The sequence below is a fragment of the Telluribacter humicola genome (assembly GCF_017355935.1).
Classification (GTDB): Bacteria; Bacteroidota; Bacteroidia; order Cytophagales; family Spirosomataceae; genus Telluribacter; species Telluribacter humicola.
The window spans coordinates 2143488-2168053 of record NZ_JAFIQT010000001.1 but is presented as its reverse complement, the minus strand read 5'-3'; the positions used below and the strand labels follow the sequence as shown (position 1 = coordinate 2168053).

The following is a 24566-nucleotide window of genomic DNA, read 5'->3' as shown; positions in this document are numbered from 1 at the left end:
ATTTACATGCGGGCTGCCAGCAATAGGGTCAGGTCCTTGTAACGCATGTTGTACTTACGTGCTATGGATGAATTAGTAAGGGTTCCTTTGTGACTGTACACCCCTTTCATAAACCATCTATTGGCATAAATCATTTCCTCAATCCCTCCTATAGTACCTGTCTGCAGTAAAAAAGGTAAGAATATATTACTCAGAGCGGCACTGGCCGTATGCGCTACCCGTGAGGGAATATTAGGTACACAGTAGTGGACTATACCATGGTGACGAAAAACCGGCTGCCGGTGCGTCGTCATACGGGATGATTCAAAACAGCCTCCCTGGTCAATACTGACATCTATAATGATAGAGCCCGGTTTCATTCGTGACACCATCTCATCTGTGACCACACAGGGGCTCCATCCATCCTCCCCTCGCATAGCTCCTATCACCACATCGGCCCGGCTGATAGCCTCGGTCAGGGTATCGGAGTCAATGATAGAGGTATACAGGTTCTGCCCTACGGCGTACTTCAGACGCTGAAGCCGGTATATATGCTTGTCAAATACCTTAATATCAGCTCCCAGACCCAGAGCTGCCCGGGCGGCGTATTCGGCTACCGTACCGGCACCCAGTATAACTACCTTGGTGGGTGGTACTCCTGTAATACCTCCCAGCGTTACACCGCGTCCACCGTTTACATTGCTCAGGTATTCGGCTGCAATAAGCAGTACTGCACTCCCCGCAATTTCACTCATAGCCCGGATTACGGGCATACCTCCCACCTGATCTTCTATGATTTCGTACCCGATGGCGGTAATCTTATTCTGGTTCAACTTCTCGAAATACCCCCTTTCAAGACTGGGCAGATTAAGCGCCGAGATTACGGTCGAACCGGACTTTATATACTTGAACTCCTCTTCAACCAGGGGCTCTACTTTCAGAATAAGGCTGGACTTGTACACATCTTCGGGACCCGGTACGATCAGGGCTCCGGCCTCACTATACTCGTGGTCGGGATAATTGGCTTCTTCACCGGCTCCTTTTTCTACCCATACATCGTGCCCGTTCCTGACCAGAATTGACACCGCGTCGGGAGTCAGAGCAATCCGGTTTTCTTGCAGAGATATTTCGCGGGGGAGTCCGATGTGCAGCGAGTTATTATTGGTCTTAACCGCCGCCAGCGACTCCTGAGGGTACAGGACAGTTTGTTTGGCTAATTCTTCAAAACCTGTTACCTGAGGCTGTCCCATTGCGTAGCATTTAATTCGTTAGAAATGATAGTGGCTTGTACGGTACGTTCTCCGTCTTCGTCGGAAGTGACATCAACAAGCATATAGCTGGATGGCCATAGGGAAGCAATTTTTCCGGGCCACTCCACAAAACAAAAATCACCAGAATAGAAATATTCTTCAACTCCCATATCAAGAGCTTCTTCCTCGTTTTTGATCCGATAAAAATCGAAGTGATAGATTACTCTTTCCTGATCCGTCACGTATTCATTAACCAAAGCGAAAGTAGGGCTTTGTACAATTGAAACAACCCCTAACTGACTACAAAGTTTTTTAATAATGGTAGTTTTTCCGGCTCCCATGGTCCCCTCAAATAGCCACACAGGTACCTCATTCCCTACCGCTAGTAGCTGGGAAGCAACAGAATCTAACTCAGACAGATCCTTGAACCGGATAGTGACGTCAGGGGCTTTCATAGCGCAAAAGTATGATTTTTTTGCCACGAAAGCTCTACCCCTTGTAACTGATCCAGCATATGGCCTGATTAGGCTACCAGTACCCTAAACAACTTCAGCAGTATTGCCTTTAAAAATAACGTTTGATGACCTCCTGAAGAAGCAGTAGTACACTTCGAACCATAGCATTACACCTACCTATTTATAGTGGAAGAGCTCGCTGTAATTCCATAATTCCCGTAGTTTTACGGGCAAGGCACTGTTATATGCAGGGTAGTACCTGCTTTATCAACTGTACCACTCACTAACTCATACTAACCTATACTATAAAATGTCAGACAGAATACTACAAGTTGGCCTTATCGGCTTTGGTCTATCGGGGCGCTACTTTCATGCTCCCTTTCTTTCGGTAAATCCTCGTTTCCGGTTAAAAAAAGTAGTGGAGCGAAGTAAGAATGAGGCTCAGGAGTTTGACTCATCCATAGAAACGGTACGGTCGGTAGATGAGCTACTGGCCGACGAGGCCATAGATCTGGTATTTATCTGTACCCCCAACGACACCCACTTTGACTACGCTAAAGCTGCGCTTGAAAAAGGTAAGCACGTGGTGATCGAGAAGCCATTTGCCAATACTGAGCAGGAAGCACGCGAACTGGTTGAACTAGCCGCTCAGAAAGGCCTCATGATCACTGCCTACCAGAACCGCCGCTGGGATTCGGACTTCCTGACCATCAAGCAGATCATTGACGAGGGTACTATTGGCCGAATTGTTGAATTTGAAAGCCGCTACGACCGCTACCGTCCCGTTCCGGTTACCAATACCTGGAAGGAGCAATCGGGTGACGGAGGTGGAAACCTGTATAATCTGGGACCACACCTGGTTGACCAGGCCCTGGCGCTATTTGGAAAACCCGAAGCAGTATCGGCTGAGATAAAAACCCTGCGTGATGGTAGCCTGATTGATGATTTCTTCTCGATTCGACTGCACTACTCTGATAAGAGCGTACAGCTGAAGTCCAGCCTGATGGTTTATGACAATAGCTTACGCTACACCTTACACGGAACCGCCGGCTCATTTATTAAAACCGGACTGGATGTACAGGAGGAAACGCTGCGTAAGGATGTACTACCCGACACTACTCCCTGGGGTGAAGAGCCCGAGGATCGCTGGGGACACCTCTCTTCCGAAGATTATACCGGCGTACACAAGAGCCTGCCCGGCAACTATATGCCCTACTACGACAACCTATATGATGTAATCGTGAATAAATCTGAACCTGCCGTAAAGCCGGAAGAGGTACTCCTCACCACCCGGGTAATAGACCTGGCCTGGCAAAGCAGCCGCGACAGAACGATTTTGCCTGTATAAAATAAAAAAAATCCTCCGGGGCCAATACCCCGGAGGACTAATCTATTCGAGCGGGATTGGACTGTTATTGTAGCCCCAGCTCTTCGCCAATTGATTTTACCTTTTGCTTAAGGCTATCGTATACGGCATCAAAGTCTTCGTTGCTTTCTAATGCGGCACGTACTCCCACGTAGAACTTGATCTTAGGCTCAGTACCTGACGGACGACATGTAAACTTGGTACCGTCGGCAGTAAAGAACTGGAGTACGTTTGAAGGCTCAATACCCATCTCTCCGGAAGGTATTTCCTCTCTGTTACCCGTACGAAGATCGGTCGTAGTAAGTGCTTTGTAATCATCCATACGGATCACTTCCGAACCGGCCAGCGTCTTGGGAGGACTAGTGCGGAAATCAGCCATCATCTGCTGGATTTCATCCGCTCCTGACTTACCCTTCTTGGTCAGCGAGATCAAGCCTTCGTAGTAGAACCCGAACTGCTTGTAGATTTCCATGAGCATATCGAACAGGCTCAGGCCTTTATCCTTGGCATAAGCCGTTAGCTCAGCGATCATTCCGCAGGAAGCAATGGCATCTTTGTCCCGAACGGCATCACCGATCAGGTAGCCGTAGCTCTCTTCACCACCACCAATGAATTGCTCTATTCCTTCCTTCTCACGGATCACCTGCGCGATGTACTTAAAGCCGGTCAGAGTGTTGTAGCACTTCACCCCGTAAGCCTCAGCCATACGATCAATCAGGTCAGTAGTTACAATGGTTTTACAAACGAATTGAGTACCGGTTAGTTTGCCCGCATCTTTCCAGGCATTTAGCAGGTAGTAGATGAGCAGGCTGGCGGTCTGGTTACCATTAAGTAGTTGCAGCTCGCCATGTTGGTTCTTGGCACCGATCCCTACGCGGTCTGAGTCAGGGTCAGTCCCCATGATCAGATCAGCGTCTATCTCACGGGCTTTTTCCATAGCCATGCTCATAGCTTCGGTCTCTTCCGGATTAGGATATACTACAGTCGGGAACTGACCATTACCCTGTGGCTCGGCCTGCTCTTCGATTACCGTTACATTTTCAAAACCCATACGCTGCAGCAACTGTGGCACCAGCGTAATACCTGTACCGTGAATGGGAGTATATACGATTTTCAAAGCCTTCTGACGGCTGATCGCATCTTTGGAAATCGATAGTGACAGGAGTTGGTCCAGGTACTTTTCATCAACATTCTTACCGACGATTTCAATCAGTGAATCATCACCATCAAAATTGATATCATCCACTGAAGTAATAGCATTTACTTCATCGATGATATTCTTGTCGTGCGGAGCTACTACCTGTGAGCCATCTACCCAGTAGGCTTTGTAGCCATTGTACTCCTTGGGATTGTGCGAAGCAGTCACCACTACACCACTGTGACAGCCCAGTAGCCGAATGGCAAAAGACAGCTCAGGCGTAGGACGCAGTGATTCAAAAAGGTATACTTTGATGCCATTGGCCGAGAAGATATCCGCCGTGATACGCGAGAATTCATCGGACTTGATACGGCTGTCGTACGCGATGGCTACTTTGATCATTTCGCCGGCAAATGTTTTGTTGAGGTAGTTGGCAAGCCCCTGCGTAGCCGCTCCGATGGTATAGCGGTTCATGCGGTTGGACCCAATGCCGATCAGCCCCCTCAAACCACCAGTGCCAAATTCAAGATCTTTATAGAAAGCGTCGGTGAGTTCAGTCGTCTTTTCATTATCAATCAAATCCTGGATTTCGGCCTTGGTATCAATATCATAATTACCATTAAGCCAGGAATTTACTTTATCCAGAACATTACTTTCAAGTTGTACGGCCATGTGATCGGAAGATGTGTTATGAGTGTATGCGTTATGGTTGGATATTTAAACCGGGTAAAGAAACTTAATATTTAATGTTTGTCCAACATCATCTCAGATTTTGGCTGTGAAATCTCCCCGGAACGCGCTACCTGCAGGATCAGCTCAGCTACCAGCCCCGTCCAGCCGGTCTGGTGACTGGCTCCACAGCCTCGCCCGTTGTCTCCGTGGAAGTACTCATAGAACAGGATGTGATCGCGGAAGTGAGGATCATTCTGAAGCTTTTCACAATCACCATAAACAGCCCGGCGATCATTTTCATCACGTCTGAAAATATTGATCAGGCGGTCGGCAATACCCATGGCCGCCTTATTAATAGTAGTCAGGTTGCCTGAATTGGTAGGGTACTCTACCTCAAAGTCATCCCCGTAGTAGGAGTGGAATTTGAGCAGGGAGTCAAAGATCAGGTAGTTCAGGGGGAACCAGATGGGCCCCCGCCAGTTGGAGTTACCACCCATAATATCGGTCAGGGCTTCGGCCGGGGTATACTCCACCTCCAGTACCTCACCATTAATAAAGAACTTGTAAGGATTATCCTTATGGTACTTGGAGAGCGCCCGTACACCATAGTCCGAAAGGAACTCCTGCTCGTCGAGCATCCGCTTCAGCATCATCTTCATGCGGTGTCCCCGCAAGATCGAAAGCAGACGGTTCTCCCCTTTACCGGACTCAAACCATCGCGATATCAGGCGCGCCAGATCGGGTCGGTTGGCTATTACCCACTCTACCCTGCGTTTGAATACAGGTAGTTTGTCAAGCATCTGCGGATCCAGGATCTCAACGGCAAAGAGCGGAATAAGTCCTACGATAGAACGTACCTTGAGCAGGATACTTTGTCCGTTGGGAATGTGAATGACGTCGTGGTAGAACTGGTCTTCCTCGTCCCACAGGCTGATGGTAAGATTTTCGCCCCCCATTGATTCCATGGCACCGGCTATGTGCAGGAAGTGCTCAAAGAACTTAGAGGCCATGTCCTGGTACACAGGCTGCTTCAGCGATATCTCTACCGCGATACGCAGCATGTTAAGGGTATACATGGCCATCCAGCCGGTCGCGTCGGCCTGCTCCAGCTTCCCACCAAAAGGCATGGGCGTAGAGCGGTCAAATACCCCGATGTTATCAAGCCCAAGGAAGCCACCACTGAATATGTTGTTGCCTGTCTCGTCTTTCTGGTTGACCCACCAGGTGAAGTTCAGCAGGAGCTTATGGAATATCTTTTCCAGGAATTCTATGTCCCCTACTCCCCCATTCTGCTCGCGGTCTATCTCGTACACCTTCCAGGTAGCCCAGGCATGTACGGGCGGATTTACATCCGAAAAATTCCACTCGTAGGCCGGTATCTGCCCGTTGGGATGCATGTAGTACTCACGGAGCAGGATTTCGAGCTGGCGTTTAGCGAAGTCCGCATCTACCCGCGCCAGAGGTATACAATGGAAAGCCAGATCCCAGGCCGCAAACCACGGGTACTCCCACTTATCGGGCATCGAGATCAAGTTCGCCGCATACAGGTGCCGCCAGGATGAGTTACGTGCCCAATTGCGCGAGGGGTGCGGCTCCGGCTGCGAAGGGTCGCCTTTCAGCCACTCGTATACATTGTAGTAGTAAAACTGCTTGCTCCATAGCATACCCGCGTAGGCCTGCCGCTGAATAGAACACAGCTCTATATCATCTACATCTTTCTGCAGATCGCCATAAAATTCATCCGCCTCCCGGATACGTTTGGCAAAAATATCATCAAATCCACTGAAAGGTTCCGACTTGGTCTGATTCACCAACCGAATACGAATCGTTACGCTTTCTCCGGCTGGCACCATTCGGGTAAAACTACCCGCCGCCTTGGTACCTATCTGATTCGGATTAACGGTAGCTGTTTTCCGGCCACTGATTATGTAGTCATTGATGCCATCCTTTGGATAGGCAGTCGTATTATTAGTACCGTAGAGCTTCTTGAAGTTGGTCTCGTTTTCGCAGAAAAGGAGCTGGTCAGCATCCTCCAGGTAGAGGTTAAACTTACCATGCTTGCGGTGCGTCACCTCGATCAGCCGGTTAGAGATACCGTTCATCATGGGCTTGTAGTTGAAGGCCTCATAGCCCCACGACCAGGTATTGCGGAACCATATGGTAGGCAGCACCGTGATGGGAGCGTCCTTTGGCCCGCGGTTATGCACCGTCACCCGCATCAGAAGATCCTCCTGATCGGCTTTGGCGTATTCCATAAATATATCGAAGTAGTCATCCTCATCGAATACACCGGTATCCATGATCTCATACTCCTGATCGGCTTTGCCACGTCGAGCGTTTTCCTGGCGCAACTTATCATAAGGGAAGGCCTGCTGAGGGTACTTATAGAGCATTTTCATGTACGAATGCGTAGGAGTACTATCCAGGTAGTAGTACATCTCCTTTACATCTTCGCCATGATTGGACTCGCGGTTGGTAAGGCCGAATAGACGTTCTTTAAGAAACTTATCCCGGTGGTTCCAGAACGCAAACCCCATGCATATATGTTGCTTGTTATCCGAGAAACCACCAATTCCTTCTTCACCCCATCGGTAGGCCTTGGAGCGAGCCATTTCATGTGTAATGTAGCTCCAGGCGTCGCCATTGCCACTGTAGTCTTCCCGTACGGTACTCCATTGGCGTTCGGATAAGTAGGGACCCCATTTTTTCCAACCCTTATTCTCCTTCTGTAGAGCTAGCCTTACTTTTTCTGCGCCATTAGCCATATTGCGTTTGGTTATTCCTATTCCTGTTAATAACTAAATTTCACCCACTCTTTCCTTGCCCTCAGTCACAAATATAAAAAAATAGCAATGGGAACCTCATAAAAAAAGAGCCTATGCAGCTCTTTTTCTGGTTTATATATCCTATAAGTAATTTAAATCTTTTCGCTCCCCAGAACAATCCAATCTTCTATGGGAGTGATGCTATCAAGGCTACTATACGTTTTTATGCCATACTCAACCATACCGGCGTAGAAAGCAGTGAGTGGGGCAGCCTGCTCCGAGGTTTCCACCAGAAGTGGGTCACGCTCCTCGCTAACCAGTGCCAGTAAGTCCTCTACGTAGTCTTTGAACATCAGTTGTACGGGTAGCTGATAGTACGTAGTATCAGCTACTTTCAGTATCGGCACAGGCGTGCATTTACCTTCGGCATTGTACTTCCCGAAACACTGGCGGGCCCTGGCGTACTGCTCATCGGTCGCTTCAAAGAGTATGCCTTTGGCCGGTCGGCTAACAGCTTGCTGCGAACTGATCTTATCATCCAGCTTTTGAAGTAGTTGCCGCAGGTGCCAGGTATCCTTGCCGCTACGGATACGCTCCCGGATTGACTGCCTGATAAAGTAAGTAATAGCCTGGGTAACATTCAGCCCTATCTCAGCCATCTGCTTAAAGATAAGTGACGTAGGCGACATACCCGGAATGGTATTCGGATCGTGAAGAAGAACCTCCCCCTCCGGCGTCAGGAAGCCGTCAATACGGGCGCATACGTTAATACCTAATCGCTGGAACACCAGGCCGATGTTGTACTGGATCTTCTGGTTATTAGCCAGGGTAGTAGTAACAGGAATACGCTTACGGGTTGCTCCGGGCTTATATTTTGAGTTAAAATCAAATACCTCTACTACTTTGATGATCTCGGTTGGGGGCAGTACCAGCGTAGATCCGTCGTCGTGCTGAATACACCCGCACGAAAATTCCTGCCCGCTTACGTAGGTCTCAAGCAGTACCTGGTCTTCGGCGTTAGTACTGGATAGCGTAAGCGTATTGCTGGATGTTGCGAAGGCCTGATTCAGGTAGGTAAATAGTTCTTTGGGATGGTAAAGGAATATATCATTCACTACCACCGGAAAGCCGATCCCCTCGTCCAGATTAGCGATGCGCTGCGCCCAGGCCTGCTTCGCCTCCTGGTCCATAGCCTGCCACTGGTCAGCCGCTACTTCCATCTGGAAAAAGCACTGATTAAGAGCGATCACAAATTCATCGTAGCTATCCTGCCGGACTATGGCTACCCCAATGGAAGACCCCTGGTGAGGCGCCTTCACGACTATAGGTACTCCCAGCTTTTGCTTTACCTCTTCAAATAGTTGCTGACGGTCCTGCTGTTGCCACTGGTCGTACCGTACTACCATCATGCGCTTGTCCTGTCCGTTGGCCAGGGCGATCATCTCGTTCTGAAGTACCTTGTCGATACCTACCGCCGAGCCCATCAGTCCCGGTCCGCTGTACGGGATACGGTACCACTCCAGTAGTCCCTGAATGGCTCCGTCTTCGCAGTCAGGACCGTGCATGGCCAGCATGGCAAAGTCAAAATGATCGCTGAATCTATCGGGGGTAATCAGTTCACCTATCTCGGGTGAAACCGCTACGTGCGCCAGGTGGGGTAATGATTCGATATAAACGCGATACCCATCCGTCTGCTGAACCGGGCTCGGGAAAAAATCACGGATGCTGGCCTCGTACATCCATCGGGGGTCCAGCTTAATGAAACGCCCAAAGCTATCTACAAATACCGGAACCGGTTCAAATAGTTGTTTATCCAGGTGTTCAAAGGCGGTTTTACCACCGGCAAAAGAAATCTCACGCTCACGGGAAGGTCCCCCGAAGAAAATGCCAATACGCATGACGTAACCAATGTTTTATGAGGAGGGCGCAAGATAGGGATTGACGGGGTAATTGAAAAGCACCACCGTAAGTTCATTGGACCTGTGGATTTAGGCCGACCAAATTATGCAACCTGGCCCCCTTAAAACACAATATGCCGGCTGTACACATACTAGTTGTGTACAGCCGGCATTTATGAATAGTAAATCTTTACGTAGGTAAACCTGCTATTGAATGATAGTATATCAGGCTAAGGCCGGAACATTCACGGCTTCTACCTTCTGCACTTGTGGCACTGCCTTACGAACGGCTTCTTCGAGGCCGGCGCGGAAGGTCATAGCATTCATGGGGCACGTCTGACACGAACCGGTCAATTCCAGGCGCACTATAAAGTCATCTGTGAGTTCAGCCAGCTTCACGTTGCCACCATCCGCTATCAGATAGGGACGTACCGAATCGAGTGCCTGCTCGATCAGTCCCATTGTCTTTTCTTTTTCGATTGTGTTCATTGTATCAGTATATGCGCTAAAATGCAACATTTCTACGAAATAATCAAACGGACCCGTTAATTCTTAAACGCGCACTTCTACTACTTTGGTCTTATCGGCCGAGGCATTCCGGATAGAAACGTACTGAGCCAGTACAGCAGCGACCTCCTTGAATGCACCACTGGTTACCGGTTCGTCATTCATCACGACCGGACGACCTTCATCCCCGGCTTCCCGAATGCTCTGTACCAGAGGAATCTGCCCCAGGAAGGGTACCTCATGGCGCTCGGCCAGTTGTTGACCTCCTCCTTTACCAAATATATAGTACTTATGATCAGGTAGCTCCTCCGGAGTGAAGTAGGCCATGTTCTCAATCACACCCAGTACAGGTACATTGATCTGGGGCTGCTTGAACATGGCCAGACCTTTATTCGCGTCAGCCAGAGCTACTTTCTGAGGTGTCGTTACGATCACAGCACCAGTCACGGGTACCGTCTGAACAAGGGTCAGGTGAATATCGCTGGTTCCCGGAGGCAGGTCTATAAGCAGGTAATCCAGTTCGCCCCAGTGCGTATCAGCAAAGAACTGACGCAGTGCCTGGCTCGCCATCGGACCACGCCATACTACCGCGCTATCGGGCGGAGTCAGGAAGCCAATGGAGATCATCTTGATTCCGTACTGGCTGATCGGGTTGATAAAGTTTTTACCGTCGCGTGGCGTAATAGTAGGCTGCATATCCTCCGCACCGAACATAACCGGTATTGAGGGGCCGTATATATCAGCATCAATGATACCTACCTTCGCACCCGATCGGTGCAGTGCCATGGCGAGGTTAGCAGTTACTGTAGACTTACCTACACCACCTTTACCGGAGGCTACGGCTATGACATTTTTTACTCCCGGTATCATCACCGCTCCCTGACGACTGGATGTCACATCGGCAGTCAGATTAACGATTACTTCGATATCAGGACTGATGTGCGTATGAATGGCCGTAACGCAACGCTGACGAATCAGTTCTTTGAGCGGACAGGCAGGTGTAGTCAATACGACCGTAAAACTCACCTGATCGACGCCCACTTCAATATCCTTCACCATCCCAAGGGTTACCAGATCTTTTTTCAGATCGGGCTCCTCTACGGTGCTGAGGGCCTTCAGTACTTTTTCTTTATTGACAGTAAATTCTCCCATTGTAACTAATCAGCCGGGGCTGAGGTAAGCGTAGTTGAGGTATAGATTAATTAATAATATCTGGTTGGGTCCACTACTGACAACACCTATCTTTTCAAATGAGTTTACTCCGGGGCCGGAAAGTTGCGTAGCTCCGTTTCTACCTCCATGAGTTCCTGCTGCACATCCATTTGCCCGCTCAAATTTTGCAGTCGCTCGGACAGATTCAGCAGTAATTTCCGGTGTGCTTCGGTCATACCATGCTGAGGCCGGTGTTGCCGCATGCGCTGTATGGCATCCCACTCTTCGATCAATTCAAGCGTAGTGGCTTCCATAAATGACTCAGCAAAAGTACGAAAGATATGGTCTTGGGCCACCTCATTGGGGTGAATTAGATCAGGCTCGTAGAAGCGGTAGTCGCGCAGGTCGTCGATCATAATCTCGTAGCTGGGGAAGTAGGTCACGTGCTCATGTGCCTCCGACAGCATATGACAGGCCACCCGCAGGATAGACTTACTAACCTGATTAAGAGGTAGCGTATCCCGGGTATGCCGGACCGGACTTACGGTCAGGATCAGGCGCAGGTTAGGGTTATAGCTTTTTAGCATAGCTACCAGCGTTTCCAGCTCCCGGTTGATGACATCCAGTGACAGAAGCTCTTTCCTGAATAAGTTTGAAGGTATTTTATGGCAGTTGGTCACAAATTCATCCGTCCGGACTGATCTGTACACGAAGGAAGTACCCAAAGTAAGTACCAGCGTATCGGTCTGTAGCAAGTACTGTTTTACTTCTGCCATCCGGGTACGTAGCTTTACGTCGAGGGTCTGGGAGTCGGGGGCCCAGAGTGACGAGTGAAAGTCGTGGTGGAGGCAGATGCCGTCATTGTTTATCACGAAATGCCCCATAAGCGGCAATTCTTCGTTTAATGACATACGCACCAGCTTAACTACCGAAACCGGGTTGAAAACAGTACCAAAAGGATTTGATAGTACGTTGAACTTATAATTTTTTAACTGTGTACCCAGTACTTCCGCAAAACAGGAACCCATGGTCAGAATAGCCGACTGCTTGCTGAGTTTCCACTCCGATGGCTTTATGCTTACTTCGGTCCGAAGTTGTAATGACTTCATTATATTTCTGATTAATCTTCTTTATTAGTAACACCAACTCACCCTTTATCCCTATGAAACGAACAATAGTAGTAGTAAGTGGCGCATTTTCTTTACTATCTATACTCCTGGCCTTCCGCGGAAAGGAAACAAATACCTTACCATCCTCCTTAGTCAATCCTGGTCCGGTCAAAGAATATACTTTTAGTACTACACCTACGTGGAGCGACGAGTTCAGCTATACAGGGAAGCCCAATCCGGAAAAGTGGAGCTACGACCTGGGCGGACACGGCTGGGGCAACAACGAGTTACAAAACTACACCGATAGATTGGAAAATGCCCGGGTCGAAGATGGAATGCTGATTATTGAAGCCCGCAAGGAAGCCTCTGCCAACAGACAATACAGCTCAGCCCGCCTGGTCACCAAGGGTAAAGGCGACTTCACCTACGGGAAATTTGAAGTTCGGGCCAAACTGCCGAGCGGCCGGGGTACCTGGCCAGCCATCTGGACCCTGGCCAGCCAGAATACCTACGGGGACAAATTCTGGCCCGATAACGGCGAGATCGATATTATGGAGCACGTAGGCTATGATCAAAACCGGGTACATGGCAACATCCACACCAAGGCCTTTAACCACTCCATCAAAACCAACAAGGGCAACAACATAATGGTAGAGGGAGCTTCTGAAGACTTTCATATATACAGCTGTGAATGGACACCGGAGCGGGTAACCATACTGGTAGACGGCAAAGACTACTTTACCTTCCGGAAGGAGGCCCAGTACGGCTGGCAGGAGTGGCCCTTTGACAAGCCTTTTCACCTGCTCCTGAACATAGCTGTTGGTGGTAACTGGGGCGGACAAAAAGGGATAGACGAAACGGTATACCCTCAAAAAATGCTCGTGGACTATGTGCGGGTTTATGAGCTGGTAGAGAAGCAGTATAGGTAGCATCTGGATCAGATACATACGGCTCTAATCCCTAATAATTTAATTAAATCTATAACATGGCACGATTAGTGGTACAGTAACTATAAGGAGCACTTTGTTCCATTAGAAACATCTGTACCACTCACTCTATTCAATGAAGATTACCCCCCTACTCTACCCCTGCTTCCTGGCTTTCTTATTTATATCATGCAAAGAGAAAGAAATCGACAGTTCATCCAATTATTCATTTGGTAGTACGCCCTCGTGGAGCGAGGAGTTCAGCTATACGGGTAAGCCTGATGCGGAGAAGTGGAGCTACGAGCTGGGCGGACACGGCTGGGGCAACAACGAGCTACAGAACTACACCGATAGATTGGAAAATGCCCGGGTCGAAGATGGCATGCTGATTATCACAGCCCGCAAGGAGGCCTCTGCCAACAGGCAGTACAGCTCGGCACGACTAGTGACTAAGGACAAAGCGGATTTTACCTACGGAAAGGTAGAGGTACGGGCCAAACTGCCTAGTGGCCGGGGTACCTGGCCATCTATCTGGGCTCTAGCTAGTCAGAATACCTATGGTACGGAGTTCTGGCCCGATAACGGGGGCATAGACCTGGTGGCACACGCTGGTTTTGACCAGAACCGGGTGTACAGCAATATTCATAATAAAGCCTTTTCTCAGAAAGGCAACAGCATGGTCATCAAGAGCGCCTCCTCTGATTTTCATACCTATACCTGCGAATGGACTCCTGAAAGGATAACGCTTAAAGTAGATGGCAAGACGAATTTTACGTATAAGCGGGAAGACAAATATACCTGGCGGGAGTGGCCCTTTGACCAGCCGTTTCATCTGATCCTGAATGTAGCCATTGGAGGTACCTGGGGAGGTGAAAAGGGAGTGGATGACAGTATTTTCCCCCAGAAAATGGTCGTGGATTACGTCCGGATTTATGAGCTGATCGATAACAATCCGCTTTGAAAATCCGCGGCGCGGCAGTAACTTGCACCCATGGAGCATTTTGTCGTATCGGCACGAAAATACCGCCCGGTCACCTTTGATTCGGTGGTGGGGCAATCACATATCACTACTACTTTAAAGAACGCAATACGTACCAATCACCTGGCGCAGGCTTTCCTATTCTGCGGTCCGCGTGGGGTTGGTAAGACTACCTGTGCCCGTATTCTGGCCAAGACTATCAACTGCCAGAACCTGGGTGATGACGTAGAACCATGCGGTCAGTGTGAATCATGTGTAAGCTTTCAGAACAATGCTTCCTTCAATATTCACGAACTTGACGCGGCGTCAAACAACTCTGTAGAAGATATCCGTAACCTCATTGACCAGGTCAGGTACCCACCCCATACCGGCTCGTACAAGATCTACATCATAGATGAGGTGCACATGCTGTCGCAGGCGGCTTTCAACGCGTTTCTGAAAACATTGGAAGAGCCCCCCAGCTATGCTATATTCATCCTGGCTACTACCGAGAAGCACAAGATACTGCCCACGATCCTGTCGCGCTGTCAGATCTTTGACTTCAACCGCATCCGATCTGTTGACATCGCTGACCATCTGGATAATATCGCTGGAAAGGAAGGCATTGATGCCGAACGAGAAGCACTGGAGTTGATTGGTCAGAAGGCCGATGGAGGATTAAGGGATGCTCTCTCAATGTTCGACCTGAACGTGACCTTCTCAAGCGGCAATCAGCTTACCTATCAGGCAGTACTCGAAAACCTGCACATACTCGACTATGACTACTATTTCCGGGTTACAGATGCCCTGATGGAAGGAAATGTAGCGCAGTCGCTGGTCCTGTTTGATGAAATAGTGCGCAAGGGCTTCGACGGACACCTGTTTGTGGTGGGCCTGCTGGAACACTTCCGCAACCTGCTCGTGTGCAAAGATCCGGCTACCATACCACTCCTGCAGGTATCAACGACCGCTCACCAGAAGTACCTGTCGCAGTCGGCCCAGGCACCGATGAGCTTCCTGCTGTCGGCATTGAGCGTGGGCAGCCAGTGTGACATCAACTACAAAGCGGCCAAGAACCAGCGCCTGCACGTGGAGCTGTGCCTGATGAAGCTCGCTAACTTAAGCCATGTACTTAATCTTGACCACCTGATAGCCGTAGATGATACGGCAAAAAAAAAAGATGAGCCTCGCCAGCCGGTAACTACCGAGCCAGCCTCCCCCACCTACGCCAAAAGCAATGGTATAATGAACGGGACGCCACCTCCCGTAGCTCCCCATCACCCTCCCGCTCCCACGGGTATTCCTGTTCCCGTAGCAGCGGTGTCAGAGCCTGCCGTTCAGGGCGTAGCTACTGCAGCCCCTCCACGGCCGGCTGTGAGCAAGCTCCGGAGTACCATGCAACTACTTACCCCTACCCTTTCCGAAGATCATATACGGGAAACAGCTCCCGTTAAGGAAAACAGCAAACCGCAGCACTATCATCCAGAAAAGGCCACTCCGCTTACCGTAGAAAATCTGAATGCAGCCTGGAAGGAGTTTATTGAGATTCGTAAGCAGGAACGTGACTCCATTACCGAAGAAGTAACTCTGAACCGGGAGGTAGAGCTGGATGGTACTACCATACGTATGGCACTGGATAATGATCTGCAGAAAGAAACTATACAGGCTCTCAGGGGAGACTTGCTGACTTTCCTGCGTCAGCGCTTTCAGGAATCATCGCTCAATATAGAGCCGCGTGTAGCCCCGCAGGAAGTAAAGCGTATGCCTTATACGCCACAGGAAAAATTCAACTACATGGCTGAGAAAAACCCCTACCTGCGGGAGTTGCAGCAGTCACTGGGGCTGGATGTCGATTTCTAAGAGAGTAGACTACAAGCTCCGCTTTTCCAGAATGAGTTGATGTAGATAGAGTACCTGAGGGATCAGGGCGGATGACTCGTCGTTGTAAATAACGAAGTCAGCAATTTTTAATCGCTCCTCATCGGGTACCTGTCGCTGCATAATGGCCCGGATCTCTTCATCCGTGCGTTGCGGATCGCGCTTGCGGGTGCGCTCAAAACGAAGTTGTACCGGCGCATTCACCACCACTACATAATCAAGGTTATTTTTCTGTCCGGCTTTATTCATGAGAGCCGCCTCACGAACTACGTAGGGTACGTGTGCGTAGCGAGCAATCCAACGATCTGAGTCAGCAAAAACGCGGGGATGTACGATATGATTGAGCTTTTCCAGCAGTACCGGATCACTGAATACACGGGAAGCTACGTACGCGCGGTCGTAGGCGCCAACCGCATTATAGGCCTGCGGCCCCAGTAGCTCTACTACTTCTTTACGAAGCTGAGGATCGTGATTAGTAAGCCACTTGGCCCGCTCGTCTGCCTCGTAGATAGGTACCCCCAAACAGGCCAGGATCCGGCAAACGACACTTTTGCCGGATCCAATCCCTCCCGTGATACCTATCTGCAGAGGTCTGTCCATAGCCGCTAGCGCGTAGGCATGGGTCGGAGCAACTGAGCTACTTCAAAGCTTACCAGCACGCCTTGCTCACTGACCGTAACCAGAGGATGAGAAGGCAGCGGGACAGGTAACCTTTCGTCGTAGTTATTCTGGATACGACGAGCAGGTACCTCCAGAATGATGGAATCAGGGTACTGCCGAATGACTGAGGCCGGTCCACTTACAGTAATTTGTGACGGCGACAGGTTAATGAAGCTTGAAATGACGTAGCCATCGTTCATGCTGATAGCTGCGCTATCCACCAGAACAGGAATGGTACGGCTGATCTTCCGCTCAAAACCAATCTCGAAGGTATCAGCCACCACGTAGTTGACCCGCATGCCGGGAAACTGCTCGATGAGCTGATCTGTAAGCGATGTGGAGTTGATAAAGCTGGCCGTCAGAGGATTGGTCACCCTATACTCTACCGGACGCGCATTGAAGTTAAACCATGATTTTCGGAGCAGATTCCAGCCATCTCCTGATACATTTACCGAAACGGTATTGGGGAGTGGCTGCACAGGAATAAAGGCAGAGTCGTTATAGACAAAGTTGATAGGATAGCTGAGGCGCAGGGAGTAATTATCCTTATTGAGCGCATTCATCAACCAGAAAAAAGTAGCGGCCAGAAGGCACACTACAATTGTCTTTAACTTGCCAGTCCGTGAAGTAGGATTGTTCAAAACTTCTTAAGATATAGTACCAACGGGGGTTGGAGAAGGGTGAATCTAATGTATCCTTAAAAGTCCGGTCAGGCGGCGGTAACCGTACGAGCGATGGCAGATTTTTCAAAGGTCATTTTAACCCCTTTATCCAGTTCAAGGGTGACGGTAGTGGCTTCTACAGTATATATTTTACCGTGCAGGCCTCCTATGGTCACGACGCTATCACCCTTTTTCAGGTTTTCCAGCAGTTGTTTTTGATCTTTTTGCTTTTTCTGCTGCGGACGTATCATGAAAAAGTAAAACACACCGATAATACCTACCCACATAACGATCTGATAGATCATAGCCTGTGAGCCACCGGGTTGTGCCTGAGCCAGAAGTGAAAGTTGCATAGTACGATTAATTAACTCTAGTCGTTGTTTCGGATGATTAAATAATAATTTACTGCTGAGCCAGCGTGGAATCCGGCACACTCTCCACAATACCCTGCAGTCGCAGCTCAGATATAGCCGGTTCTGTATTGGCATAGACGGTCACCGTCTTGACCTGAGGTCCGGGCTTGCCTTTGCTGTTAAAACGCACCATGATGCTTGACTCCTCGTTGGGAGCAATGGGGTCGCGTGGCCACTCCGGAATGGTACATCCGCAGGAGGCGGTTACGTTGTTAATGATCAGAGGAAACTCACCCGTATTACGGAAGCTGAATTTTTTCTCTACTATTTCCCCCTCCTTGATAGTACCGAAGTTATAGGCGGCACTATCCTGCAGGGCCAGAACCGGCATTTTATCCCGTAGTTCGTTACTACCTCCCTTGCTATCACTACCTCCACACGATACCACTGATCCACCCAGGCCCAGGGCCACTATGGCAACTAGTATTTTTTTCATAAATCAGCTAAGATCAATGGTTTTGACTTTTTATCTGGGCCATCAGCCGGTCCACATCCTCAAGCAGTCGCTCTGCCTTTTCGCGGGCATCGCTTACGACGCGTTCGCCTTCAACTTTGGCAAGACTTTCAGGAAGATTTTTTCCTTCAATCAGGTCCGCAATCAGTTGCTCGAGCTCCTCCCGGTATTTGGAGAGGCGATATGATAGTCGGTCACGCATTACTTCTCCTTTATCAGGAGCATATAGTAGACCCAGCACGGCGCCTGTAGCGCAGCCGGTCAGGAATGCCAGTAGTGTACGGCTAGTTGAACTCATGGTTATATTGATTACAGTTTTTAGTTCGCTGCTATAAATTAACAATACTCTTCCCAATGTTCCAATTCGGAAGAGTACTCTTACTTATTATCAATCAGTCCTCGTCCGCTCTTCTTAATGATACCCTGGGCTTTTAGTTTTTCGGCCAGTACATCCAGTACCCCGTTTACAAACTTTCCGCTCTTGGGAGTACTGTACCGCTTAGCTATCTCGATGTACTCATTGATAGATACCTTTACCGGTATACCAGGGAAGTAAATCAGCTCAGCCAGAGCGGTTTTCATGATGATCATATCCACCAGGGCTATGCGCTCCAGGTCCCAGTTTTTCAACTGATCATTAAGATAGGCTTCATACTGCTCATCATTCTCGATTACCCGGCGGAAAAGTTCTTCCACAAAGTAGCGATCTCCCTCCCAATCGTCGGTTAGAGTGGCCAGTTGAAGCTCTCCGTTCTTTTCGGCTGATTTTAATGTTTTGATAGCAAGGCTACGAATGAGCTCACTGTGGTCTACCCAGTACAGGTCACGCTGTTCGAAGAATTCAACGGGTATTTCATGCTTAAGGATAATCTTACGCAACACATGCTGGGCCATTTGCTCATCCTCCTCTGCTGTGTGCTTGTTCTTCTTGCAGTACTCTATGTAGTCTTCGTCATTACGAAGGGCTTCGCGATACGTTTTACGTACAATCGCCATATCATTCCCCCAGCTGATGCCGCGCCGGATTACTTCCTGCTGCAGGGGCTCATGGTTCTGTAGTTTCAGGATTACCACATTGTTATCCAGGCCTGACTCCCTCGGGAAATCTGATTCCGGATCGACAAACTCCCGTTCACGGTCTATTTTGGACTGATGCCCCAACTCAACCATCAGAAGAAGTACGTTCAGAAACTCGTCGTAGATCGCCTCCGTTTCGTCCAGTACCCGGCGTACCATTTTCTGACGATCCAGTTCAGTCTGTTTCTTGTATCCGTTGAAGAAAGGATAGATACCCGCTATTTTGTCACGCTTGGGATCAAGCTTTTTTTCGTATCCATTGAACACCTTGCGGGCCGTCTGAATGACTTCGAAAGGAATATCTTCGTCCTCATTGGGTTTGCCATTCTTGATGATCTCATCAAAGGTCATAACGGCAAGTCGCTTCAGACCTTCCAGTTTCTCGCGATTCTGGGGCTCCATGGAGTTAAGGTCGGGAGCATACACTTCGGCAATATCATCAATGGCTACCAGACGGTTGGCATCAGCCGCTAAACGGCTGGCGTACAGGGCCTGTACAGCCTTGGTTCTTAATAATCTTCTATTCAGCATCTAACCGGACTACTATTGGTAATTGAATGTGGCAGTAAAGCAAAGAACGATGTATGTTTTAAAAAAAGTAGTTCACAATTCCTTACTTCACTTGTACCTTTACTGTGAACAAAACACAGGCAACGACAGATTGGTTACTAAAGAACCCCCAATTGCCTGAATACTTCAGATAATTTTATTTATCTGCAAAATTAGATTTTTTTGTTCACAATCGGAAGATACTCCCACTCTATGGGGGTTATTTTTGCAACGATTTAGGATTTATCTGTGTTAGAAACCTGTTAAAGGGTAGGCTGAATTCTTCCCTGTTCCTCAAATACTGTTCACGTGAAAGCACTGGCGTACCTCAACAAATACCTTATTAGATACAAGTGGTACCTGATATTAGGCACTGTATTTACCATTATCTCCAACCTCTTTGGAATTATACCAGCTCAGTTGGTACGCTATGCGCTGGACCTGGTACGCGAAACACTGGATATTTATTACCTTTTTGATGGAGCAGCCATCCAGGGCCGGATGTACGATGTATTCCAAAACGCTATCCTGCTGTACGGTCTTCTGATCCTGCTCATGGCGCTGCTCAAAGGGATCTTCCTCTTCCTGGTACGTCAGACCATTATTGTGATGTCGCGGCATATCGAGTATGATCTGAAGAACGACATCTACGAGCACTACCAGTCGCTACCGATGAGCTTCTACCGCCGTCACAACACGGGAGACCTTATGGCGCGAATTTCGGAAGATGTCAGTAAAGTGCGGATGTATGTGGGACCTTCGCTGATGTACGGCATGAACCTGATCGTACTGTTTATACTGGTGATCACCTACATGCTAACAGTAAGTACTAAGCTGACTTTTTATGTGCTGCTGCCCCTGCCCCTGCTTTCAGTAAGTATCTATATTGTTAATAGTATTATTATAAAGCGGTCAGAGGAGATTCAGCGTCAGCTCTCCAACCTCTCTACCTACGTACAGGAAGCTTTCTCGGGTATACGGGTTATAAAAGCCTTTGTGCAGGAGAAGCACTCTATTAATAATTTTAAGAGGGAGACCAAAGACTTCAAGGATAAATCACTTCGCCTGAACAAGGTAGATGCACTGTTCTACCCCCTGGTACTGCTACTGGTAGGATTGAGCAACGTCCTGGTAGTGTATGTGGGTGGTCAGGAGATCATCAACGGCAACCTGACCCCCGGTAATATTACGGAGTTTATCCTGTACGTCAACATGCTGACCTGGCCTGTGATGGCTCTGGGCTGGACCACCAGCCAGATTCAGCGGGCGGCTGCTTCCCAGGCACGTATCAATGAGTTCATGGAAGAGAAAAACCACCTGGTTTCCGATAAGAATCTGCGTACTCCGGTGCAGGGAGCTGTTAACTTCCAGCATGTAGGCTTTATTTATCCTGATTCCGGTATCCGGGCACTACATGATTTTAACCTGGATATAGCAGCCGGTGAAACAGTAGCCATACTGGGTACTACCGGCTCGGGCAAGAGTACCCTGGCTACGCTAGTCACCCGCCTGTACGATCCTACCGAGGGTCAAATCCTGATCGACGGACAGCCTATCAGGGACTACGATGTGCAGTACCTGCGTCAGCAGATGGGCTACGTACCACAGGATGTGTTCTTATTCTCGGATACAATTACCAACAACGTCCGTTTTGGTTCTCCGGACATTTCGGAAGATAAAATAGAGCAGGCAGTTAAGGACGCTGACCTCTACCAGAATATCGTAGACCTGCCCAAGGGCTTTGACACCCGACTGGGCGAGCGGGGTATTACACTCTCCGGTGGGCAGAAGCAGCGTCTTTCGATTGCCCGCGCCATTGCCCGCGATCCGAAGATCCTGATCCTGGATGACTGTCTTTCGGCGGTAGATACCAATACCGAAAACATCATCCTGAACAACCTGAAGCGGATCATGGACCACCGTACGTCCCTGATCATCTCGCACCGGGTGTCCTCCGCCAAACTGGCCGACCGGATCATAGTGCTGGATGATGGGAAGATCGTAGAGCAGGGGACTCATACCGAACTCATGGAAAAGAACGGCGCCTACCGCGAGCTTTACGAAAAACAGCTTCAGACCGAAGAGGTATAACCAGCCAGGTAAAGCCTGCTACTTTATCTCCACCCGCTCCATCCGGCTCAGGTACTTATCATCCAGATCAGCCCCGTGACCGGGGGACTCGGGTAATTCCAGCCGGTAATGGTTGTGGTACTGGGCTCCGCCCAGAACGGGGTCCACCGCATGCTCGAAAGCGGAATCCAGGTCGTAAAAACGGATATTGGTACGGGCGGAGGCCAGATGCGCGTTAGCCGTGATGGCCAGGCGGCTCTCAGACATACAGCCGATCATACAGGAGATACCCGCCGCCTCGGCGATTGCATTGATCTTCAGGGCATTGTTGATGCCTCCACTCTTGGAAAGCTTGATATTAAAGTAGTCCACAGCCCCCATCTGAGCCAGACGGAAGGCATCGGTATGCGTAAAGAGGGATTCGTCAGCACAGATCGGTACGGGTGAATTATGCCGTACCCGCGCCATGTCTTCGTAGTTCCAGTGCTTCACGGGTTGCTCGCAGTACTCCACATTGAGGTCGGCTACGGCCTTAAGTACCTTCACGGCTGATACGTAATCCCAGCCCTGATTCGCATCCACCCGTATAGGTAGTTCCGCTCCGATGGCTTCGCGGATAGCCTTTACCCGCCGGATGTCATCCGGGGCATTGGTACCCAGCTTGACTTTGATGGCCTCCGAGCCGCGTGCTTTGATTTGCACCGCATCAGCGGCCATAGCTTCCGGTGTACCTATGTATATGGTCTCGTCGGTGGTGATGCTGCGTTTTTCCCCTCCCAGGTACTGATACAAGGGCATTCGGGCCTGCTTGGCCGCCAGATCATACAGGGCCATATCAAAGGCGCTTTTGCAGGTGTAGTTTCGGGTCAGGTACCGGTCCAGGGCGGCAAGACAACCCTCTATATCCAAAGCGTTACGTCCAATGAGCAGGCGCGCGAAATCCTGAGCAGCGGCAAAGCAAGTCTCCTGCGTTTCACCCACGATCATCCAGAAGGGCGAGCCCTCTCCTATCCCGTAGATACCGTCCTCAGTATGGATTTTTACTACTATATTCCGGGACTCCTCAATGGTACCAATGGCAATGGTTACGGGTGCCTTGAGCGGGATGCTGAGCTTAAATATTTCAACGCGAGTGATAGTCATTGGGTAAGAAATGAAGGTTGAAGAGTTTTTCAAAAGGGGTGCCACAGGAACCGTGTACAAAGCCAAAAATAAAACCTCTGACCAGACATTTTCAAAAATCCAGCTCAACATTATCGCTTCTTATGCTGAGATGAGATCGCTCCCCGGCCCCAGCGGGGCCAGATCTTAGTAGAAGAAAAAGCTATAAAAAAAGTAAAGCTCTGTAGGGGCGACACCTTGTAGTGAATCGTCCTTACAGAGCTTTTTTGCAACCCGTTCTATTTAATCATAGGTAAGTACTGCTTGTCTCTGCTAGCTTACTACCTGCCTATTTAATTCGGGAACTGAGACTTATCTAATCCGGGGATGATCTTCAGGGCATTCTTATAGTAGACCTTTTTCAGGACATCATCCGAAAGACCTAAGCCGTACATACGCCAGAACGCGTGGTACTTTTTGTGGTAGGGGAAGTACTCATCTTCGGTCTCGAGTACCCGGAAGTAGGTAGTGTACTCCGCTGGTACCCAGCTATCCTTACCAAACAGGATGCGGTCCTGCCACTTGTCGAAAAATTTCTTACCGCTGCGAGGCTGACGGCCCAGTTCGGCTATTACCGCTCCGATTTCCACGTACATATTTGGGAATACCTGCATGAGGCTATCCAGCTTACGGAGGTCGTTGGCGTACCAGCCCATGTGGGCGTTGACAAAGGTAGTATTAGGATGCTTGCGGAATACGTCGTGCTGCTCCCCGATCAGGTCTTCAAATGGAGCCGGATCATTGGCATCACGCTTGCGGTTGGGGTGCGTCTTTAGCTCAAGCCAACGCTCATTGTAGCGGTCCAGCGGGTCCCAGAACGAAGGTACATCGGCCGTATGGATCAGCACAGGTATACCCAGTTGGCCACACTTGGCCCATACCGGGTCCAGACGCGGGTCATTCACCTTTACACGTTTGCCTTTGTCATCCCTGATCCCGCTAAAGCCCAGGCTCTTGTATATTTTTAGGCCCTTAGCGCCCATTTTCACATCCTCTTCGAGCTGCTTCACGGCATTAGCCGTCCAATTGGGCTCGCCGAAGCCCTTGAACTGAAGGTTGGTAAAAACGGTCAGTCGCTTGGCCTGGTTGTTCTTCTTTACGTTGTCTAATGAGCCTTTCAGGTGGGCAGTACCTTCGTTCCATTCCTGGTACCAGCCCCGGCCACTCAGGTTTACCATCACAGCCATATTCATACTATCCATCTGCGCCACCAGGTGGTTCACATCCTGATCAGCCATGCGCATCTGGTGGTTATGCACATCTATAAAAGGGAACTTAGCCTTACGGACTACGTGCTCCTCTACTTTCAGGGTAGAAACGGGATCGTACTCTTCAAAGCCCAGGGGTTGTTCAGGAACAGTACCGGTCTGCGCTGCGACCCCTTGTACTACTCCCAGAGCAAGCGACAAAAACAATAGTTTTTTCATGTCGTAAAAAAGGAAAGGTTATGGTGGTATTGTAATATTC

Annotated in this window: 21 protein-coding genes; 5 read left to right on the top strand and 16 right to left on the bottom strand. The window is 49.4% G+C overall.

What is annotated here, in order from left to right:
* Positions 1 to 2 precede the first annotated feature (2 nt).
* Positions 3 to 1229, bottom strand: coding sequence for an alanine dehydrogenase (locus JUB14_RS09265; protein WP_207505576.1), 1227 nt, complete (start codon positions 1227 to 1229; stop codon positions 3 to 5).
* Complete coding sequence (gene tsaE, locus JUB14_RS09260; RefSeq protein ID WP_207505575.1) at positions 1211 to 1684, bottom strand: tRNA (adenosine(37)-N6)-threonylcarbamoyltransferase complex ATPase subunit type 1 TsaE; 474 nt, start codon at positions 1682 to 1684, stop codon at positions 1211 to 1213. The genes JUB14_RS09265 and tsaE overlap by 19 nt, the downstream gene beginning before the upstream one ends.
* Before the next feature lie 310 nt (positions 1685 to 1994).
* On the opposite strand from tsaE, the gene JUB14_RS09255 reads away from it, so the two are divergent.
* Positions 1995 to 3032, top strand: a complete 1038-nt coding sequence (locus JUB14_RS09255; RefSeq protein WP_207505574.1) for a Gfo/Idh/MocA family oxidoreductase — start codon at positions 1995 to 1997, stop codon at positions 3030 to 3032.
* A 64-nt stretch (positions 3033 to 3096) separates the two neighbouring features.
* On the opposite strand, the gene JUB14_RS09250 is transcribed toward JUB14_RS09255, so the two are convergent.
* From JUB14_RS09250 to JUB14_RS09225, 6 genes are all read right to left on the bottom strand, one after another.
* Positions 3097 to 4860: a phospho-sugar mutase gene (locus JUB14_RS09250; RefSeq protein ID WP_207505573.1), complete on the bottom strand. Its 1764-nt coding sequence runs from the start codon at positions 4858 to 4860 to the stop codon at positions 3097 to 3099.
* Between the two features lie 71 nt (positions 4861 to 4931).
* On the bottom strand, positions 4932 to 7625 hold the full coding sequence (locus JUB14_RS09245) for an MGH1-like glycoside hydrolase domain-containing protein (RefSeq protein ID WP_207505572.1): 2694 nt from the start codon (positions 7623 to 7625) through the stop codon (positions 4932 to 4934).
* Positions 7626 to 7777: 152 nt separating this feature from the next.
* Positions 7778 to 9523, bottom strand: coding sequence for a D-alanine--D-alanine ligase family protein (locus JUB14_RS09240; protein WP_207505571.1), 1746 nt, complete (start codon positions 9521 to 9523; stop codon positions 7778 to 7780).
* A 225-nt stretch (positions 9524 to 9748) separates the two neighbouring features.
* Entirely contained in the window at positions 9749 to 10012 is a 264-nt protein-coding gene (locus tag JUB14_RS09235; protein WP_207505570.1) for a NifU family protein, read from the bottom strand.
* 63 nt (positions 10013 to 10075) lie between these two features.
* The gene (locus JUB14_RS09230; RefSeq protein WP_207505569.1) at positions 10076 to 11182 is read right to left on the bottom strand and encodes an Mrp/NBP35 family ATP-binding protein; all 1107 of its coding nucleotides are present in this window, start codon (positions 11180 to 11182) and stop codon (positions 10076 to 10078) included.
* 104 nt (positions 11183 to 11286) lie between these two features.
* Positions 11287 to 12291 (bottom strand): GSCFA domain-containing protein, encoded by a 1005-nt coding sequence (locus tag JUB14_RS09225; RefSeq protein ID WP_207505568.1) that lies wholly within the window; start codon positions 12289 to 12291, stop codon positions 11287 to 11289.
* 53 nt (positions 12292 to 12344) lie between these two features.
* Here JUB14_RS09225 and JUB14_RS09220 point away from each other — a divergent pair, with 53 nt between their 5' ends.
* The 3 genes from JUB14_RS09220 to JUB14_RS09210 all read left to right on the top strand — a co-directional run bounded on the left by JUB14_RS09220 (position 12345) and on the right by JUB14_RS09210 (position 16035).
* Positions 12345 to 13220, top strand: a complete 876-nt coding sequence (locus tag JUB14_RS09220) for a glycoside hydrolase family 16 protein (RefSeq protein ID WP_207505567.1) — start codon at positions 12345 to 12347, stop codon at positions 13218 to 13220.
* Between the two features lie 133 nt (positions 13221 to 13353).
* Positions 13354 to 14178, top strand: a complete 825-nt coding sequence (locus JUB14_RS09215) for a glycoside hydrolase family 16 protein (RefSeq protein WP_207505566.1) — start codon at positions 13354 to 13356, stop codon at positions 14176 to 14178.
* A 30-nt stretch (positions 14179 to 14208) separates the two neighbouring features.
* Positions 14209 to 16035 carry a DNA polymerase III subunit gamma/tau gene (locus JUB14_RS09210; protein ID WP_207505565.1) on the top strand — a complete coding sequence of 609 codons (1827 nt, stop codon included), beginning with the start codon at positions 14209 to 14211 and terminating at the stop codon, positions 16033 to 16035.
* 9 nt (positions 16036 to 16044) lie between these two features.
* Here JUB14_RS09210 and coaE read toward each other — a convergent pair whose 3' ends face one another.
* From coaE to nusB, 6 genes are all read right to left on the bottom strand, one after another.
* Positions 16045 to 16653 carry a dephospho-CoA kinase gene (gene coaE / locus JUB14_RS09205; RefSeq protein WP_207505564.1) on the bottom strand — a complete coding sequence of 203 codons (609 nt, stop codon included), beginning with the start codon at positions 16651 to 16653 and terminating at the stop codon, positions 16045 to 16047.
* Between the two features lie 5 nt (positions 16654 to 16658).
* Positions 16659 to 17354, bottom strand: coding sequence for a YbbR-like domain-containing protein (locus JUB14_RS09200; protein ID WP_229367604.1), 696 nt, complete (start codon positions 17352 to 17354; stop codon positions 16659 to 16661).
* Between the two features lie 68 nt (positions 17355 to 17422).
* Complete coding sequence (gene yajC, locus JUB14_RS09195) at positions 17423 to 17728, bottom strand: preprotein translocase subunit YajC (RefSeq protein WP_207505563.1); 306 nt, start codon at positions 17726 to 17728, stop codon at positions 17423 to 17425.
* A 49-nt stretch (positions 17729 to 17777) separates the two neighbouring features.
* On the bottom strand, positions 17778 to 18224 hold the full coding sequence (locus JUB14_RS09190) for a DUF1573 domain-containing protein (RefSeq protein ID WP_207505562.1): 447 nt from the start codon (positions 18222 to 18224) through the stop codon (positions 17778 to 17780).
* 13 nt (positions 18225 to 18237) lie between these two features.
* Positions 18238 to 18540: a YtxH domain-containing protein gene (locus JUB14_RS09185; RefSeq protein WP_207505561.1), complete on the bottom strand. Its 303-nt coding sequence runs from the start codon at positions 18538 to 18540 to the stop codon at positions 18238 to 18240.
* Positions 18541 to 18620: 80 nt separating this feature from the next.
* Complete coding sequence (nusB, locus tag JUB14_RS09180) at positions 18621 to 19850, bottom strand: transcription antitermination factor NusB (RefSeq protein ID WP_207505560.1); 1230 nt, start codon at positions 19848 to 19850, stop codon at positions 18621 to 18623.
* Positions 19851 to 20177: 327 nt separating this feature from the next.
* On the opposite strand from nusB, the gene JUB14_RS09175 reads away from it, so the two are divergent.
* Positions 20178 to 21959, top strand: coding sequence for an ABC transporter ATP-binding protein (locus JUB14_RS09175; RefSeq protein WP_207505559.1), 1782 nt, complete (start codon positions 20178 to 20180; stop codon positions 21957 to 21959).
* Positions 21960 to 21977: 18 nt separating this feature from the next.
* Here the strand turns inward: JUB14_RS09175 and JUB14_RS09170 are convergent, their stop codons facing one another.
* Positions 21978 to 23081: a mandelate racemase/muconate lactonizing enzyme family protein gene (locus JUB14_RS09170; protein ID WP_207505558.1), complete on the bottom strand. Its 1104-nt coding sequence runs from the start codon at positions 23079 to 23081 to the stop codon at positions 21978 to 21980.
* Between the two features lie 311 nt (positions 23082 to 23392).
* The gene (locus tag JUB14_RS09165) at positions 23393 to 24526 is read right to left on the bottom strand and encodes an amidohydrolase family protein (protein ID WP_207505557.1); all 1134 of its coding nucleotides are present in this window, start codon (positions 24524 to 24526) and stop codon (positions 23393 to 23395) included.
* Between the last annotated feature and the right edge of the window lie 40 nt (positions 24527 to 24566).